This window comes from Sorangiineae bacterium MSr11954 (genome assembly GCA_037157815.1).
In the GTDB taxonomy this organism is placed as follows: Bacteria; Myxococcota_A; Polyangia; order Polyangiales; family Polyangiaceae; genus Pendulispora; species Pendulispora albinea.
Genome location: CP089984.1, coordinates 109,111 through 125,231 on the forward strand (window position 1 = coordinate 109,111; position 16,121 = coordinate 125,231).

Genomic DNA, 16,121 nt, shown 5'->3' on the forward strand with positions numbered 1-16,121 from the left:
TGCACCTCGTCACGCCATCCGCAGCGCGTGCGCCTGCGCGAGGACGCGATCGATGAACGTACCGGCGCTGCCGAGGTACCGGCTTGGATCGGTCGCCCTCGCGATGGCGGCATCGTCGAGCTGCGCCCTCGTCTCGGGCGTGCGCCGCAGGGCCTCGGCCAGATCGATCCGCTCGCTCTCCGCGCGCTTGCACACCTCTTGAACGAGGTGGTGCGCGGCGCTGCGGCCCACGCGCGGCGCGAGCTCCATCATCACCGCCTCGGCCATCAGCAGACCCCCGCCGGCGCCCGTGTTGCGGAGCATCCTCGCCGGGTCGGGCTGCATGCCCTCTACGATGCGCCGCGTGTGCTCGAGGGCGCCGTGCGCGAGAACGAACGCCTGCGGGAGGGCCAGCGCCTCCGACTGCCATGGCCCGCTCGCGCGCTCGTGGTCCTGCACCATCGCACCTTGCATCAGAGGAACCAACGCGTGCACCGCGCGCGCGGCCGCGATCACGTACTCCGAGGCGATGGGGTTGCGCTTTTGCGGCATGGTCGAGGAGCCACCGCGGCCGTCTTCGTAAGGCTCGAACAGCTCGCCCACCTCGGTTTGACCCAATAGGATCACGTCGGTCGCGATCTTGGCCAGGCTGCCGCAGAGGAGCCCGAGAAAGGCGACCGCCTCGGCGAAGCCATCGCGCGCCACGTGCCAGGGCACGGGCGGGCTCGCGAGCCCCAGCTCCGCGGCGAGGGCGTCCATCACCGCGGTGCCGCGATCGCCGAGCGAGGCCAAGGTGCCCGCGGCGCCGCCCAGCTCCACCCGCTCCACCCGAGGCCGCAGCTGATCGAGCCGCTCGACGTGTGCCACCAAGGGCGCGAGCCACACCGCGCACTTCAGCCCGAAGGAGATCGGCGCGGCCTGCTGCAGGTGCGTGCGCCCCACCATGGTCGTGGCGCGATGCCGATCCGCCTGCCGCGCGAGCGCGCCGATGGTCTCGATCAAGGTCTGGCGCACCCGAGCGAGGCCGTCGCGGATCTGCAGCACCACCGCGGTGTCGAGGATGTCCTGCGTGGTCGCGCCCCAGTGCGTCCAGCGGCCCGCGTCCTCGCCGGCGGCGCGGGAGAGGGCGCGCACCACGGCCACCACCGGATAGCCGACGTGCTGCACGCTCGTCGCGAGCTCCTTCGCGTCGAGCGCGTCGAGCGCGTCGAGGCAATCGAGGTTCGCCGCGCGCGAAATGGCGTCGGCCGCCTCGGCCGGGATGATGCCGAGCCGCCCCTGACAGCGCGCCAGCGCGGCCTCCACGTCGAGCATGCGCGCAAAGAGCGCGCGCTCGGCGAAGATGGCCCGCATGGCATCGGTGCCGAACAAGGTGCCGAAGATGGCGCTGTCGGCCGGGTGAATGGACGCGTTCACGCCCGCTCCTTCTTCAGCACCTTCTTGACGATCCGCATGGCCGCGTTGGCCGCCGGGATCCCCGCGTAGATGGCCAAGTGTTGGATCACCTCGGCGACATCGCCCGGGGTCGCGCCCGTGTTTCGCGTCGCGCGCACGTGCGTCTCGAGCTCCTCGTGGTGCCCCAGCGCGCCGAGGAGCGCTATCGTCAAAAGGCTTCGCGTCCGGCGGTCCAACCCGGGCCTCGCCCACACGCTGCCCCACGCCGTTCGCGTGAGGAACGCCTGAAAGTCGCGATCGAGCTCCGTGATGGCCCCGAGGGCCTCGTCCACGTACGCCTCGCCCAGCACCTCTTTGCGAAGGACCAAACCTGCCTCGTAGAGATCGGCGGCAGGCTCGTGCAGAAAGCTCACGAGGGTCGCGGTCACCGCGTCGGCCTTCTCCAAGGTTGGAATGTGCGCGGCGCCCTCGAGGACCACCAGATCTCCATCGAGCGCCTCGCACACGGCCTCGGCCTGCGCGACGGTGGTCGAGATATCTTCTTTGCCCACCACCACCAACGCGGGGATGCGCTGCGCATGGCGTTTGCCGGTAAAATCAGCCGTGGTGAGCGCCTCCGCCGCGGAGGCATAGCCCTCCGCCGGTGTGCGGAGCAGCATCGCGCGCAGCCCTTGCGCCTCCGGCGAGCCGAGAAACCCCGGGGTCACCCAACGGCTCAAAATGCTCTCGGCGATCGATGCCACCCCTTGCCGGCGCACAGTGGCCGCCCGATCGAGCCAGAACTCCGGCGGCGGCACGGCGAGCGCCGTATCGCACAGCACGAGCGAGCGCACGCGCTCCGGCGCCATGTGCGCGACCGCTTGCGCGATCATGCCCCCGATCGACACCCCGCCGAGGTGCGCGGAGCGGATCTCCAGCGCATCGAGCAGCGCCAGGAGGTCGCGCGCGAGCAAATCCATGGTGTACGGGCCGCGCGTCACCTCGCTGAGGCCATGGCCGCGCATGTCGGGGCGGATGACCCGAAAGGAGCGCGCGAGCACGGCGGCCTGCGGATCCCAGACGCGAAGATCGGTGCCCAGCGAGTGCAGGAGCAAGAGAGGGGGCGCACCCGGAGGGCCCTCGATCGTGACATGCGTCATCAGGGTCTTGGTGGCGAGAAACATGGGGATTCACCTCGGTTCGAGCGTCGTTGCCGCAGTGTCGTACGTTCGATGCGGCGCTCGCAACGGCCTTTGTCGCGGCCGACCGACCGGGGCTCGTCGTTTGCGCTGGTCCTACGAGGGGGCCGGTCCTATGAAGGCGCGCATGAGTGAACGCCGATTGATTTCTCAGGGTTCGGTCTTCGAGGAGCTCATTGGTTACTCGCGCGCCGTCGTGGATGGCGATTTCATCTTCGTCTCGGGCACCACGGGCTTCGACTATGCGGCGAAGACCATCTCGGACGATGTCGTCGAACAGTGTGAGCAGTGCTTCCGAAACATCGAGTGGGCCCTACGCGAGGCGAACGCATCCCTCGCGGACGTCGTACGGGTCACCTACATCGTGCCCCACGTCCCGGACTTCGAGCCGTGTTTTCCGGTCCTCAAGAAGTACCTGGGCTCCGTCCGTCCCGCCGCAACGATGTTCTCCGCCAACCTCGCCGATCCGCGGATGAAAATCGAGATTCAAGTGACGGCGCGCCGTCACTGACCGTTGCCGTATTGCGCACGGGTGAGCGCCATGTTCCGTGCGACGATCACGTCGAGCGCTTGCGAAAGTGCAAATCCCGAGAGCACCACCGGGCGTGAGGTCTCGCGCCGGACGGTCGTTCCGTCGGAAAGACACCGGCGCTGTGCGCTCGACAACTTACCGACTTGACGGCACGTGGGACAGTACGTGAGCTCGAGGCTCGCGGTCAGCCGTGCATGCGGGGGGGCGAGCGGTACACCGGTGAGGAGCACGATCCAATCGAGGTCGCCCATTTTGGCCGCGAGCACCGCGGAGCGAACCTGCTCCACGAGCTCGAGCGGCAACGTCGCGTACGTGTCCTCCATCTTCGCGCGACACTGCGAGCACGCTTCGCCGTACGCCGTGTACACGAGGCCGGCGCCGAGGAAGACGGAGAGCGCGCCCGCGCCGAGCGACACGAGATCCCCAGGTGGCGCGAACAAGAGCGGATAGGAGAGCACGCCGCCGCCGCCGCCGAGGAGCCCGAGACCGAAGACGAATGGGAGCCGTCGAAAGTGCCCCTTCAGGGCGCGTATCGGCTCCGATGCACCATGCATCGAGTGAAAGGAGTGTTGCATGTTTTCTCACGGTAGTTCGATGGATGAAGTGACGTCGACCCTGCCCGAAACATTCGTGAGGGCGTGAGGGCGTGAGGGAATGCGGCATGCGCCCGTGCGAGACAGCGCGGACACCTGCCGCGCCGCTAGCGTGCAAATCTCATTACGTTTCGAATCATCGAAGCAATGGCGCGAGATGCCAATGAAAATTCGTAACGCGGCGATGGCAACCTCGAATGAAGGTGGACCAATGTGTTACCCTCCCGACCTCCTCGGCGACCTACCGCCGCGAGCGCGGAATCACGCAATCAAAATAGCAGCACATCCGAGCTCGTTGATCGGAAAAGATCGTACCTCGCCCATTCTTTCCATCCTTTCGCTTGGACGATGTTCCAATGAACTGGAGGACATACTTGGGAATTGGCCTGCAATCTCGTTTTCGTTCACGATTCCATCGACTTCGTACGAGCGCGAGTACGAACATCCGCGAACACAGGACGATGTCGCCGAGCAATCACCGACACGAATGTGGACAGCTTGAAAAAAGAAAAATCGATTCTCATTCGGATGGTCGATTTGGACCAAGCGTCGCCCTGTGTATGGTGGTCAGAATGACTGCGAGCGGATCGACGTCATGTCGCGCCACCCGGTAGAGGCGTAAGCGACGACGGCGCGATTTCTGTCGGCGCGAGAGCGCGAACCGCCAGGACGCGAGGATCGTCGAGCTTACCCAAGTTACGAGGTTTAGCAGGCTTACCGAGTGCGGTCGTGCGTTTCGAGCTCGTTCCGTTTTTGCGATCCTGGCGTCCTGGAGGTTGATTCGGTCGTCGCGCGAACATGTCGCAGCCCGAGTACCGCAAGGCCGGCGGCGACAGGCAACCGCCGCGCGATCGCACGGGATGCGCATCGTGAGGGCTGGCGCGAGGTGACGAGCCCACGACGACATATGGAACGCGGCGAATTGCCACGCACCGTGCGAGACGCTATGAGGTGACAACCACCACGAGGCAAACGCCGAGGTGACAGGCACCACGACGGACGCGGCGAAGGAGCATCCTGCTCTATCCTGACAGAACGCTGTCATCTACCGGGAGCATCATGGGCGTCATGATGCCTGCTCAACAGCGCGAGCCGCGGAATTCGAAGCTTAACGTGGTGTCAGGGGAGCTCCTGGTGCAGGCGCCGTCGGACTTTGCCCACACGATCAGCTTCATGTGTAATTTTGCACCCATGTCCGGGGAGCAGCGCCTTGGGCCGCACGCGATCGCGCGGGCGATGATGGTCGATGGGCGTGTGGTCGTGTTCGAGCTATCGGCCATGGAGCATCCCGAGCGCCTCGCCTACCGGCTTCACTCCGAGGTGCCTCTCTCGTTCGACGCGCGTATCCGCTTGCTGCGCCGGGTGCGCTTTCAGTTCGGGCTCGACGACGATCTGGTCCCGTTCTACGCGCGCGCCGACGACGATCCTGCGTTCTCGCGCGTGGTGTTGCAGCTGTACGGCATGCGCCACGTCAAGTTTCCGAGCGCCTTCGAGATCGCCTGTTGGGCGGTGCTCATGCAGCGCACCCCAATGGCCCGCGCGCGTCAGGTGAAACGCGCCATGGTCGCGCGCTTCGGCCGCTCGCTCGAGGTGGAAGGGCATACGTTCGCCGCCTTTCCGGAGGCGGGTGCTCTGGCCGAGGCATCACCTTCGGCGATCGCCGAGGTGGTCCGTCACCCGCAAAAAGCGACGGCCATCTATACGGTCGCCCGCGCCTTCGCCGAGATGCCCGAGGACGGTCTTCGCACCCTCCCGTACGACGAAGCCGACACATGGTTGCGCGCGCTGCCGATGATTGGCGACTTCTCGTCGAACTTCATTTTGTTCCGCGGCCTCGGGCGGTTGGAGCGGTTCGCATCGCAGAGCGAGCACCTCGTGTCGGCCATCCGACGTGTGTATCATGCACCTGAGTTGTCCGATCGGGAGGCGCTCGCGCTGGGTGAGCGGTACGGGGAGTGGAAGGGGTATTGGGCCCTCTACCTCCGCGCTTCGGCCTGACGTGCTAACGATCGCCCGCGGAGCATGCCCGACGATCCCTACGACCGCCTCCCCTATACGGATCACGCGTACGCCGAATCGCACCCGAACCGGCTCGCGGCCGTGGCGCATTTGTCGGGGTGGGCTCCGCCCGAGCTGACCCGCGCGCGCATCCTGGAGATCGGCTGCGCGCGCGGCGGCAACCTGTTACCCATGGCCGCCAGCCTTCCGGGGGCGAGCCTGCTCGGCATCGATCGCTCGGAGCGGCAGATCGAGGAGGCTGCGCGCGTCGTAGAGGCGACCGGTCTCGCGAACACGGTCTTTCGCCGCGCGAGCTTCGAGGAGGTGGAGCTTCCGCCGGCGTCGTTCGACTTCATCGTGTGCCACGGTCTGTACTCGTGGATCCCGGTGGCCGCGCGCCAGGTGCTGCTCGCGTCGCTGGCGCGATGGCTTGCGCCTGCGGGGATCGCGTACGTGAGCTTCAACACGTTACCGGGCTGGTACGAACGCCTTCCGGCCAGGGATTGGCTGCAGCACGAGGCCGGCGATCCGGCGTCCCTCGCGTGGCTTCGCGAGCAGATTTCACCGGAGCTCGGGGCCTATCGGCAGGGCATCGAGCGGGTCCTCGCGCGTCTGGCGGAGACGGATCGCGCGTACTTGGTGCACGAGTACCTGTCGGAGGAGCATCACCCCGAGTACGCGGGCGCGTTTCTTCGCGAGGCCGAGGGCGCGGGGCTCACGTATCTGGGCGACGCCATCCCCGCGCATACCGCGCTCGAGCTTCTGCCGGACGCCGTCGAAGCCAAGGCGCGCGGACGCAGCGCGGCCGAGGTGCAGTCGATCGTCGACTTCGTTCGGTGCACCTCGTTTCGCCGCGCGCTCCTGGTGCGCGCGGATACCTGCGCGGCGCGCGGCTGGCGCTTTCCGCACCGGCTCGATCCGCAGGCGCTGGTCGAGCTGCGCATCGCGAGCCGGCTTCGCTCGAACGGCGACGGCTTTTTCCGCGGGGCCCGCGAGAGCGTGCAGGTCCCCGATCCCGCGGCGCATGCTGCCTTGTGCGAGCTCGAGCGGGTCGCGCCGCGCTCGGTGCCGTTTCGTGAGCTCTTGGCTCGCGTGGACGGTGCGGGCGGTTCGCGCGACGTGGCCCGCGCGGGCCAGGAAAATACGCTCATTTCGGAGCTGTTCGACCTATGGCTCGCCACGGGCGAGCTCGATCTTTACGTGCACGAGCCAGCCGCGCTCACGGTCGCCGGCGAGTCTGCCAAGGCGCTCGAGCTCGCGCGCTGGCAGGTGCAGCATGCTGGCGCCATCACCAACCTTTGGCACCAAGAGGTGCGGCTGCCCGATCCGCTGGTGCGATTCGTCCTTTCGCGCCTCGATGGTACGCGATCCCTGCACGCCCTCGCGGACGAGGCGAGGAGCGCCGGCCTCTTGGGCCATGTTTCCCGGGCCGACGGGCTCGAGCTGGTGCGTGGTAGCGTCCACGTTTTGGCGCGCTCGGCGCTACTCGTCACGTAAACGCGGTCGAGGTTCGCCTTTTTGCGGTCACGGCGTCACGGCAGAAAACGATCGGCCAGCAGCGCCACGATGCAGGCGCCCACCACGAAGGGGCTTCCGACGATCCAGTCGGCGCGTTTTCGAACGTGAAAGTGGCCGAGGACGAACGCGGCCACGGGGAACGCCAAGGCGACGGCGGCCATGAGCACCGGGGTCAGCTGGATGCCGAGAAAGCCGGAAACGGCGGCCATGAGCTTGAGCAAACCTCCGCCCACCGCCTCCCTGCTGTACGCGATGATCCCGACGATGATCCCCGCGAGGAGGCCGAACGCATGATCGGCCCATGCGCCATCGACGATGCCGAGCAAGCCCGCGAGCGGGATGGCTGGCAGAACGAGCAGGTTGGGTATGCGCTTCGTGCGAAGCTCGAACGCCGCCGCGAGGAGCGCGAGGCCCAGCGCAGCGATGGCCGCGGACATGGAGATATGGACCATGCGAGTGCGCCCTAAACTAGCACCATTGCGTCCCCGTCGAGCCGGGAGTGCCATGGTCCAGATACATCCATATGCTCAGCAGTAACCAAGTCGGCAATCTTCGATGCCACTTGCACACGCGCACGCATACGCCGTTATCGTGCCGAATCGAAACGTTTCGGAAACGGGGCCGTTACTTCGCGAGATTCAGCGTAAGATCGTGATCGTGTCGAATCGAAACGGCGCGATGCTTCGCGATATTTGGCGTGAGATCGTGATCGTGTCGAATCGAAGCGGGGCGTTGCTTCGCGAGATTCGGCGTGAGATCGTGATCGTGTCGAATCGAAACGGCTCGAAAACGGCGCGATGCTTCGGGAGATTCGGCGTGAGATCGTGATCGTGTCGAATCGAAACGGCGCGATGCTTCGCGAGATTCGGCGTGAAAGCGTGCTCGTGTCGAATCGAAACGGGGGCGTTGCCTCGGGAGATTCAGCGTGAGATCGTGATCGTGTCGAATCGAAGCGGGGCGATGCTTCGGGAGATTCAGCGTGAGATCGTGATCGTGTCGAATCGAAGCGGGGCGATGCTTCGGGAGATTCAGCGTGAGATCGTGTCGAATCGAAATGGCTCGAAAACGGGGCGATGCTTCGGGAGATCCAACGCCATCGTGCCGAATCGAAACGGCTCGAAAAACGGAGTGTTGCTTCGGGAGATCCAACGCGATCGTGTCGAATTTAAACGGGGGCGTTGCCTCGGGAGCTCCAACGCGATCGTGTCGAATCGAAACGGGGGGCGTTGCCTCGGGAGCTCCAACGCGATCGTGTCGAATCGAAACGGGGGGCGTTGCTTCGCGAGATCCGCCGCGATCGTGTCGAATCGAGCGAGGGCGTTGCTTCAAGAGCCCCAACGCGATCCTGTCGAGTCGAAACGGCTTGGAAACGGGGCCGTTTACTTCGCGAGATCCAGCGTGAGATCGTGCAAGTAGCGTGCGCCGTCGGCGAGCCACTTCGTTGGGCGGCGTTCGTCGGGGCCGTGGGCGCCGTGGCCGGAGAGGGATTCTTTTTTCGATATCGGACTTACGCTCACGCCATAAGCCGCAATGCCGATGGCGCGCAGATGGCGCGAGTCGGTCGCGCCCGTGCCCATGGCGGCGCCTACGGGGGCCTCGGGCCAAATTTGGGGCGCGATTCGCTTGATGGTCGAGGGCACGATTCCATAGGGCGCCGAATAAGGGCCGTAGCCATAATCGGCTTTTGGCGTAATTTCGATGGCCGGATCGCCCGCGATCTTCTTCAACGTCTCCAAGAGCTGCTCCCGCGTCTCATCGGGCAACAGCCGGCAGTTGACGTTGGCCTCCGCGGTGGTCGGGAGCACGTTGTCCTGGGGCGCGCCCGAGAGCTGGGTAACGACGCAGGTGGTGCGGATCAAGGCATTGTAGAATGTATCTTTGGAGAGCACCCGCTCGTCCTCCGGCGCCAGCCGGCCCGTCGAGCCCACCCGCTTGAGCACATCGGAGAACGGCTTCGGCGCCAGCGCCGCCTCGTTCGCGAATTGCTCTTTGGTGACCGGAAGAATGCGCGCCGGAAATCGGTATTGCGAGAGCTTCACCAGCGCCCGCGAGAGCGCGAGCACCGGATCGGAGTCGACGGGCGGCAGCGAGGAGTGCCCGCCCTTGCCCCGCGCGACCACCTGGTACGTTTGAAATGTCTTCTCCGCGACCCCGGTGGTCACCAAAAGGACCTTCTCCTGATCGTCGGACAGCCGGATGGTCCCCAGCTCGTTGAGCGCGATCTCGGCGTCGATGAGATTTTGGTGGTTCTGCGCGAGCCATTTGGCGCCCGCGAGCCCTCCCGTCTCTTCGCCGGCCGTGAGGGCGAAGATCACGTCACGCGAGAGCGCCGGCTTTTCGTGCGCGAGCTCCAGCGCGATGGCCACGATGGCGGCCGCCATGGCCTTGTCGTCGTTGATGCCGCGGCCCCAGAGAAACCCCTCTTTCTCGGTGACCTGAAACGGCGGAACGGTCCAAGGTTGCCCCTCGACCGGCACCACGTCCACGTGCGCGATGAGAAGCAGTGGCTTCTTCGACCCATTGCCCTTGTAGCGCGCCACCAAGTTGCCCCGTCCCGGCGCGCTCTCCAGAAGCTCCACCGGCAGCCCCGCCGCCCGCAGCCGCTCCGCTACGGGACGAAGCGCGTCCGTCTCGTGGCCATGGCTCGTATCGACGGCGACCAGCTGATCGAGCACGGCGCGCGTCTCCTCGGCCAGCGGGCGAAGCGGCTGCTCCGCGGGCGTCGCCGGCGGAAGCGGGGTGATGGGCGCGCCCGCGCGGGTCGAGGATGTGGAGGACGATGCCTGGGCGTTGGGCGAGGTCGGGGGCGGGACGGTCGGGCTCGCGCAGCCGAGGAGCGGAAGGAGCAGCAGCGGAACGTGGCGTCGCATGGCGCCCGCCAGCGTACACTCAGACGAAGAAGTCGGGAATGAGCGTGGCGCCCGGGGTGACCGAGTACTTGGAGAGATCGGTGACCCCCACCGACGCGAGCACCTCGTCGTCGATGCAGAAGTGTCCCGTGAACTCGCGGCTCGGTTTGGTGAGGATCGCGTAGGCCGCATCGGCCATGATCTCGGGGGTGCGGCTGCCTTGGATGGTCGCGTCGCCGCCCAGCAGGTTTTGCACGGCGGCCGTGGCGATGACCGTGCGCGGCCAAAGGGCGTTGACGGCGATGCCTTGCGGTTTGAGCTCTTCGGCCATGCCCAGCACGCACATGCTCATTCCAAACTTGGCCATGGTGTACGCCACGTGCGGCGCGAACCACTTGGCCTCCATGTTGAGCGGGGGCGAGAGGTTGAGGATGTGCGGGTTCTGCGACTTCGCGAGATAGGGAATGCACGCCTGCGAACAGGCGAAGGTGCCGCGCGTGTTGATCTGATGCATCAAGTCGAAGCGCTTCATCGGCGTGCCCACGGTGGGCGTGAGGCTGATGGCGCTCGCATTGTTGACCAGGACGTCGATCCCGCCGAACGTCTCCACCGCCTTCTTCACCGCGTCGGCGATCTGATCTTCGGAGCGCACGTCCACCATCAAAGGCAGCGCGCGCCCGCCCGCCTTCTCGATCTCCTCCGCCGCCGAAAAGATGGTACCCGGCAGCTTCGGATGCGGTTCCGACGTCTTGGCGGCGATGACGACGTTGGCGCCGTCTTGCGCAGCCCTCAGCCCGATGGCTTTGCCGATGCCCCGGCTTGCACCGGTGATGAAGAGCGTTTTGCCTTGGAGTGTGGCCATGCGCGACAAGGTACCGCGCTTCTTTCGTGTACTAAAGAGTTTGTTCGAGCCGAACCCTTGACCCCGTCCCGTTGCGCTCGCATAAGCGTCGGATGGGAAAACCAGTCTGCGTGGTGGTGGGCATCGGACCGGGAAATGGCGCCGCCTTCGCGCGCCGCTTTGCCAAAGAGGGCTACGCCGTCGCGCTGCTCTCGCGCACGACGGATCTGTCGGGCGAGATCGCCAGCACCTTGCCCGGCGCGCGGGCCTACGCATGCGACGCGAGCGATCCTGCCGCCATCGAGGCCGCGTTCGACCAGGTAGCGCGCGAGCTCGGCGAGGTGTCGGCGCTCGTCTACAACGCAGGCTCCGGGGTGTGGGGCACCGCCGAAGAAATCAGCGCCAAGGACTTCGAGGCCTCATGGCGCGTGAACGCGCTGGGGCTCTTCGTGGCATCGCAAAAGGTCATTCCGGCCATGAAGCGCGCGGGGCGCGGGAACATCGTGGTCATCGGCGCCACCGCATCCCGCCGCGGGGGAGCGCGCGCAGCGGCCTTTGCACCGGCCAAGGCCGCCCAGAAAAGCCTCACCGAGTCGCTCGCCCGCCATCTGGGCCCCGCGGGCATCCACGTCTCGCTGGTGGTGGTCGACGGCACCATCGACACCCCGCGCGCACGCACGCGCATGCCCGAGCATCCCGACGACTTCTTCCTTCGCCCGGACGACATCGCCGACGCCGTCTACCACCTAACGGCGCAGCCCAAGTCGGCTTGGACCTTCGAGCTCGAAGTGCGTCCCTTCGGCGAAAAGTGGTAACCGCCGCAGGCGGTTTTTTCGCCGCAAAGTGAATCACGGACGGGCTGCACCCGGCGATGCGCGTCTTGCGTTCCGGCGTCCGGCGCCACGGCGGTGGGCTTGCGTCTGGCGATGGCGTTTTGAGTGTTCCGGCGTCTGGGGACAGCGGCCTTTCGTCGAGCGATGGCGTTCCGGCGTCTGGCGTTCGGGCGACAGCAGCCTTGCGTCTGGCGGTGCCGTTTTGAGTTCCGGCGTCCGGCGGTGGAGTTTTTGAGTGTTCCGGCGTCCGGGGATGGCGATTTGAGATCCGGCGTCCGGGGGATGGAGCGATTGCGTCTGGCGTTCGGGCGACAGCAGCCTTGCGTGTGGCGTTGGGCGGTGCCGTTTTGAGTACCGGCGTCCGGCGGTGGCGTTTTTGAGTGTTCCGGCGTCCGGCGGTGGCGATTTGAGATCCGGCGTCCGGGGGATGGAGCGATTGCGTCTGGCGTTCGGGCGACAGCAGCCTTGCGTGTGGCGTTGGGCGGTGCCGTTTTGAGTACCGGCGTCCGAGTACCGGCGTTCGGCGGTGGCGGCCTTGCGTCGAGCGATGGCGTTCCGGCGGCTGGTGTTCCGCGATCGTAGCCTTGCGTCTGGCGCTCGCGATTGCGTCTCGGCGGCTGGCATCGGGCGATGAAGCCTTGCGTCCCGCATACGGCGATTGAAGCCTTGCGTTCCGGCGCCGGCGACAGTGGCCTTGCGTTTGGCGATGGAGTTTCCGGCGTTGGGCGTCAGGCGATAGCAGCCTTGACGTATCGGCGTTGGGCGACTGTGCGAGGCCGAACGACATTTGCCCTGCCTGGACGTTCGAGCGTTCGTTCGCGCGAAATGTTCGTGCGAGTGAGGCACCTTCCGGAAAAGTCGGACCCCGCCTGATAATTCGGGCGCTCCAAACGCACTACCTTTGTCACTCGGACAACTTTTGAAAGTTCGTGCTGGCGCGCGAGGAAGCCTCGTGTAAGGGTCTGTTCGCAATTGTGAGTGTCTGTGTGTAAATGTTGCCCAAGTGGGTGACGGGTCTGGGAGGACCATTCGATGCTGAACGTGAAACTGGGAACCATCGTCTTTCCGATCCTGATCGCCGCGGTAGGTTGCGCCTCGGAGAGCGCGCCCTCCCCGGGCGAGGCGTCCGACGTGCTCCAGCACGAGCAGGCGTTCGTCCCCATCTCGCGCACCCTCTCGCGCGACCTATCGGTGCGCGCGAATGCACTGTCGGGGCTCGGCACGCAGGCCGTTCCCAGCGCGAACGCCAAGGAGTCGTTTTATCTCGCCATCAACAAGAAAGAGTTGAATCGCCGGTACTTCCTCTCGGCGTACATGAAGCAGGCCTACCCGGGCTCCGTGGGCGCGGGCGCCGCCGCCTCGCTCGGGACCCGCGTGGTCACCTTCCGCGAGCAAAACGGGAAGCTCTTCGTCTTCGACGCGCAAGACGGCCGCGCCTCCAGCGACACCTTCGATCCGGCGTTGATCATCGAGGCGTATCCGGTGGTCGATCACTACAGCCCCTTCCTGGGCTTGGCCGGCCACGACGATTATGTGCTCTTCGATCCGGCCGCGGGCCTCAACCGCTTCGGCGTGGTCTCGGATCTCTACGCGCACGGCGATCTCTCCTCGATTTATGGCGCAGGGAGCCAGCCCCTCCACTTCCAAGTCGATCTCTCGTATTTGCAGAATTTCCGTCGCATCAACGACGGCAGCACCTTCGAGCAAGTCTTCACGGGCGCGGTGAACGAGCCGGTGCCCGAGAACCAAGCGGCGCCCTCGAACCCCGCGAACCCGTTCACGGCATCGGGCACCCTCGGCATCGCGCTGCGCCGCTACTCGGAGGGGGAGGGCTTTACGCTCTTCGACGCCAACAGCACCTCGCAGGAGTATTACTTCCGCGCGGACCCGCTGCTCGAGAAGAACACGGGCGGAACCCTCAGCCGCGCCACCAAGTGGAACATCCGCCCGGGGATGAAGCCCATCAAGTGGGTCATCTCGGAGCAGTTCGTCGAGGTCGGCAGGCAAAATCCCAAATACGACATCGTCGGCGCCATCAAGGCCGGTATCGAAAATTGGAACGCCGTCTTCGGCTTCAAGGCCTTCGAAGCGCAGATCGCCACCGCGCAAGACTCCTACGCCGACGACGACAAGAACTACTTCATCTACGACGGCGACCCGACCTACAGCTACGCCTTCGCCAACTGGCGCCTCAACCCGAACACCGGTGAAATCCGCGGCGCCAGCGTGTACTTCAACGCGATCTGGCTGCAAGCCGCCATCGACGAGTTCGATCCCCAGGCGAGCAGTGCGGCGCGTACCTCGAAGCCGCAAACCCGTGCACCGGTCTCCCGCATCACGTGGGCCGGCCTCCGCGGCACCCCGCTGTGCACCTTGTTCGCGCCGAACGCGGGCGCCTCGCACGACGATTTGGAGCGCTCGAGCACGCACGCGCGCGCCGTGAACGGCGTCCAACAGGTGGAGCAGTTCATCACGCACGTGGCCGTTCACGAGGTGGGGCACACCCTGGGCCTGCGCCACAATTTCAAGGGCTCGCTCCTGCCGCTCCCGCAACAGAGCTCCGTCATGGAGTACATCCTCGATCCGGACGCGGTCGAGGCGAACCGCAACCTCCCCGGCCCCTACGACTACGACGCCATCCGTCTCCTCTACGGTCTGCAGACGAACGAGCCGTCGCAGCCCTTCTGCACCGACGAGGCGACCGAGCTCGATCCGGCGTGCGCCACCTTCGATCGCACCGAGGACCCGTTGGCCAAGTTCTACGGCAGCGGGTACAACGCGCGCCTCAATTTGATTCTGCGCAATCAGGATCCCACGGGCGCTTATTTCAACAGCATCAACCGCCGCTACCTCAATGGCACCGCCGCCTACCTGCGAGCGGGCACCGCCGCGGATCAGGGCCGCGCATGGTCCGAGCTCGACAAGCTCCTGGCCTTGGGCCGCGACCACACCGCGGACAACGCGCAATACCCCGGCTACACGGACCGCCTGAGCGACTTCCAAAACTACGTGCTCAACCGCCTCTTCTTGGATCCGGCCCACCTCCGCGGCGACATCACCAAAGATCCGTCCCTGACCGGCACCACGCTCACCACCCTCACCACCACGTTGCAGGGCGTGATCACCAACAGCGACACCTACCGCGGCTGGAACACACGCCGCACCGCCGTCGACGTGCTCAAGAAGCTCCAGGCGCAGCCCGCCTACCAGGCATTGCTCAACGCGCGCGCCACCCTCGCCAACGCGACGTTGCCCCCCGGCAGCACCGAGGCCGCCCTCCGCGACGACCTCGTGGCCCGCATCGACAGCGCCACCCACCCGTACTTCAAGTAGCTCTTCGTCGAGTCTCGGTCAATGTTCGAAAGAGAACCCGCGTGGGGAAATGCTCCGCGCGGGGGTTCTTCGGCAGGCAGTATGAGAGCGCGCCATCCTCGGTAGCCATGGCACCCGTGAACACGACGCGTCGATGAAGCGGATTGGCGAGGTGGTTCGGACATCTATCGCGAACGGCTGCGTTTGAGTATGGCGCCCTGGGCGCGAGAAAGTATCTGTTCGAGCAGTCGAATGATACGTGTCAATCCTTGGCAGGGTCTAGCACGAGGACTTATCCTACAGCTATGACTCGGAAGGCCAGGATCGAAGCCCTCATAGAGGGCGTAGGGCTCATCGTGGACCTGGCGGCTACCTCGTATGAGGCCCCCCAATTTCGCGGCCGGAGTTCGCCAGAAGACGATGCGCGAAAGCTCCGCGACGACTTCGAGCGTGTCGCAAGCGACTTTACCCGAGTCCTCGAACACGAGAAGCAGCGCCGGTGAGCAAGCCCAGGGGGGGCGGCGAAAGCTCAAAGGCTATCAGTCAGCCGCAGGACGTAAGTGCTCAGGTAACTCCCGGGGAACAGCTTCCCCTCGCGCGAATCTCTGGAGTGTCGTTGTCGAGCAGCTTTGCAGGCCCGCTGCCACCGCCGGCGATGTTGGCCGACTACGAGCGAGCCATCGCTGGTTCCGGCGAGCGGATTCTCCGTACATTCGAAGCGGAGGCTGCGCATCGCCACGCCATCGAGCGCGCCGAGATGGCTACGGTCACCGAAGGGGTACGCGCTAAGTACCAGCTTCAAGGGTGGGGCATGGCATGCGGCTTCATTGTCGCCATGTCGGGCATAGGCGGATCGATATACCTCATTGCCACAGGTCACGATGCGGCAGGTGCGACGGTTTTTAGCGTCGATCTCGGTGGCATGGTGGCCGCGTTCATCTACGGCCGACGATCGTCGGCCGCGCCCGCGGCGAGCCAGCCGAACGTCGAGCGTGCCGAGGAAAGCACGAGATCGAGCCGCCGCCCCAGTCAGTAAGCTTCGTCCTGGGTAACCTCCCCTCGTCCGCGAGACGCGGCGACTCGTAGAGCGCGA

Annotated in this window: 12 protein-coding genes; 6 read left to right on the forward strand and 6 right to left on the reverse strand. The window is 65.7% G+C overall.

Features of this window, described 5'->3' with window-relative positions:
- Positions 1-9: 9 nt before the first annotated feature.
- On the reverse strand, positions 10-1,395 hold the full coding sequence (locus LZC94_00445; protein ID WXB15747.1) for an adenylosuccinate lyase family protein: 1,386 nt from the start codon (positions 1,393-1,395) through the stop codon (positions 10-12).
- Positions 1,392-2,537 carry a 4-carboxymuconolactone decarboxylase gene (gene pcaC / locus LZC94_00450; GenBank protein ID WXB15748.1) on the reverse strand — a complete coding sequence of 382 codons (1,146 nt, stop codon included), beginning with the start codon at positions 2,535-2,537 and terminating at the stop codon, positions 1,392-1,394. Before pcaC ends, LZC94_00445 begins: the two co-directional genes overlap by 4 nt.
- 142 nt (positions 2,538-2,679) lie before the next feature.
- Between pcaC and LZC94_00455 the strand changes: the two genes are divergently transcribed.
- Positions 2,680-3,063, forward strand: coding sequence for a RidA family protein (locus LZC94_00455; protein ID WXB15749.1), 384 nt, complete (start codon positions 2,680-2,682; stop codon positions 3,061-3,063).
- On the opposite strand, the gene LZC94_00460 is transcribed toward LZC94_00455, so the two are convergent.
- Positions 3,057-3,659 (reverse strand): hypothetical protein, encoded by a 603-nt coding sequence (locus tag LZC94_00460; GenBank protein ID WXB15750.1) that lies wholly within the window; start codon positions 3,657-3,659, stop codon positions 3,057-3,059. The genes LZC94_00455 and LZC94_00460 overlap by 7 nt on opposite strands.
- A gap of 1,134 nt (positions 3,660-4,793) precedes the next feature.
- Here LZC94_00460 and LZC94_00465 point away from each other — a divergent pair.
- Both LZC94_00465 and LZC94_00470 read left to right on the forward strand, forming a co-directional pair.
- Positions 4,794-5,675 (forward strand): hypothetical protein, encoded by an 882-nt coding sequence (locus LZC94_00465; GenBank protein WXB15751.1) that lies wholly within the window; start codon positions 4,794-4,796, stop codon positions 5,673-5,675.
- A gap of 24 nt (positions 5,676-5,699) precedes the next feature.
- A complete protein-coding gene (locus LZC94_00470) occupies positions 5,700-7,172 on the forward strand; it encodes a class I SAM-dependent methyltransferase (protein ID WXB15752.1) in 1,473 nt (490 codons plus the stop codon).
- A 35-nt stretch (positions 7,173-7,207) separates the two neighbouring features.
- On the opposite strand, the gene LZC94_00475 is transcribed toward LZC94_00470, so the two are convergent.
- The 3 genes from LZC94_00475 to LZC94_00485 form a co-directional block, all read right to left on the reverse strand.
- Entirely contained in the window at positions 7,208-7,645 is a 438-nt protein-coding gene (locus LZC94_00475) for an A24 family peptidase (protein ID WXB15753.1), read from the reverse strand.
- Between the two features lie 927 nt (positions 7,646-8,572).
- Entirely contained in the window at positions 8,573-10,063 is a 1,491-nt protein-coding gene (locus LZC94_00480) for a M20/M25/M40 family metallo-hydrolase (protein WXB15754.1), read from the reverse strand.
- Between the two features lie 19 nt (positions 10,064-10,082).
- Positions 10,083-10,904, reverse strand: a complete 822-nt coding sequence (locus LZC94_00485) for an NAD(P)-dependent oxidoreductase (GenBank protein WXB15755.1) — start codon at positions 10,902-10,904, stop codon at positions 10,083-10,085.
- Positions 10,905-10,996: 92 nt separating this feature from the next.
- Here LZC94_00485 and LZC94_00490 point away from each other — a divergent pair, with 92 nt between their 5' ends.
- The 3 genes from LZC94_00490 to LZC94_00500 all read left to right on the forward strand — a co-directional run bounded on the left by LZC94_00490 (position 10,997) and on the right by LZC94_00500 (position 16,064).
- The gene (locus LZC94_00490; GenBank protein WXB15756.1) at positions 10,997-11,698 is read left to right on the forward strand and encodes an SDR family NAD(P)-dependent oxidoreductase; all 702 of its coding nucleotides are present in this window, start codon (positions 10,997-10,999) and stop codon (positions 11,696-11,698) included.
- A 1,050-nt stretch (positions 11,699-12,748) separates the two neighbouring features.
- Positions 12,749-15,049, forward strand: a complete 2,301-nt coding sequence (locus LZC94_00495) for a zinc-dependent metalloprotease (protein ID WXB15757.1) — start codon at positions 12,749-12,751, stop codon at positions 15,047-15,049.
- 634 nt (positions 15,050-15,683) lie between these two features.
- Positions 15,684-16,064 (forward strand): DUF2335 domain-containing protein, encoded by a 381-nt coding sequence (locus LZC94_00500; protein WXB15758.1) that lies wholly within the window; start codon positions 15,684-15,686, stop codon positions 16,062-16,064.
- The last annotated feature ends 57 nt before the right edge of the window (positions 16,065-16,121 follow it).

Excerpts from the sequence above, each read along its gene's own strand:
- pcaC (WXB15748.1), bottom strand. The coding sequence starts at position 2,537 with ATGTTTCTCGCCACCAAGACCCTGATGACGCATGTCACGATCGAGGGC.
- LZC94_00455 (WXB15749.1), top strand. The coding sequence starts at position 2,680 with ATGAGTGAACGCCGATTGATTTCTCAGGGTTCGGTCTTCGAGGAGCTC.
- LZC94_00460 (WXB15750.1), bottom strand. The coding sequence starts at position 3,659 with ATGCAACACTCCTTTCACTCGATGCATGGTGCATCGGAGCCGATACGC.
- LZC94_00470 (WXB15752.1), top strand. The coding sequence starts at position 5,700 with ATGCCCGACGATCCCTACGACCGCCTCCCCTATACGGATCACGCGTAC.
- LZC94_00475 (WXB15753.1), bottom strand. The coding sequence starts at position 7,645 with ATGGTCCATATCTCCATGTCCGCGGCCATCGCTGCGCTGGGCCTCGCG.
- LZC94_00480 (WXB15754.1), bottom strand. The coding sequence starts at position 10,063 with ATGCGACGCCACGTTCCGCTGCTGCTCCTTCCGCTCCTCGGCTGCGCG.
- LZC94_00485 (WXB15755.1), bottom strand. The coding sequence starts at position 10,904 with ATGGCCACACTCCAAGGCAAAACGCTCTTCATCACCGGTGCAAGCCGG.
- LZC94_00490 (WXB15756.1), top strand. The coding sequence starts at position 10,997 with ATGGGAAAACCAGTCTGCGTGGTGGTGGGCATCGGACCGGGAAATGGC.
- LZC94_00495 (WXB15757.1), top strand. The coding sequence starts at position 12,749 with ATGCTGAACGTGAAACTGGGAACCATCGTCTTTCCGATCCTGATCGCC.
- LZC94_00500 (WXB15758.1), top strand. The coding sequence starts at position 15,684 with ATGTTGGCCGACTACGAGCGAGCCATCGCTGGTTCCGGCGAGCGGATT.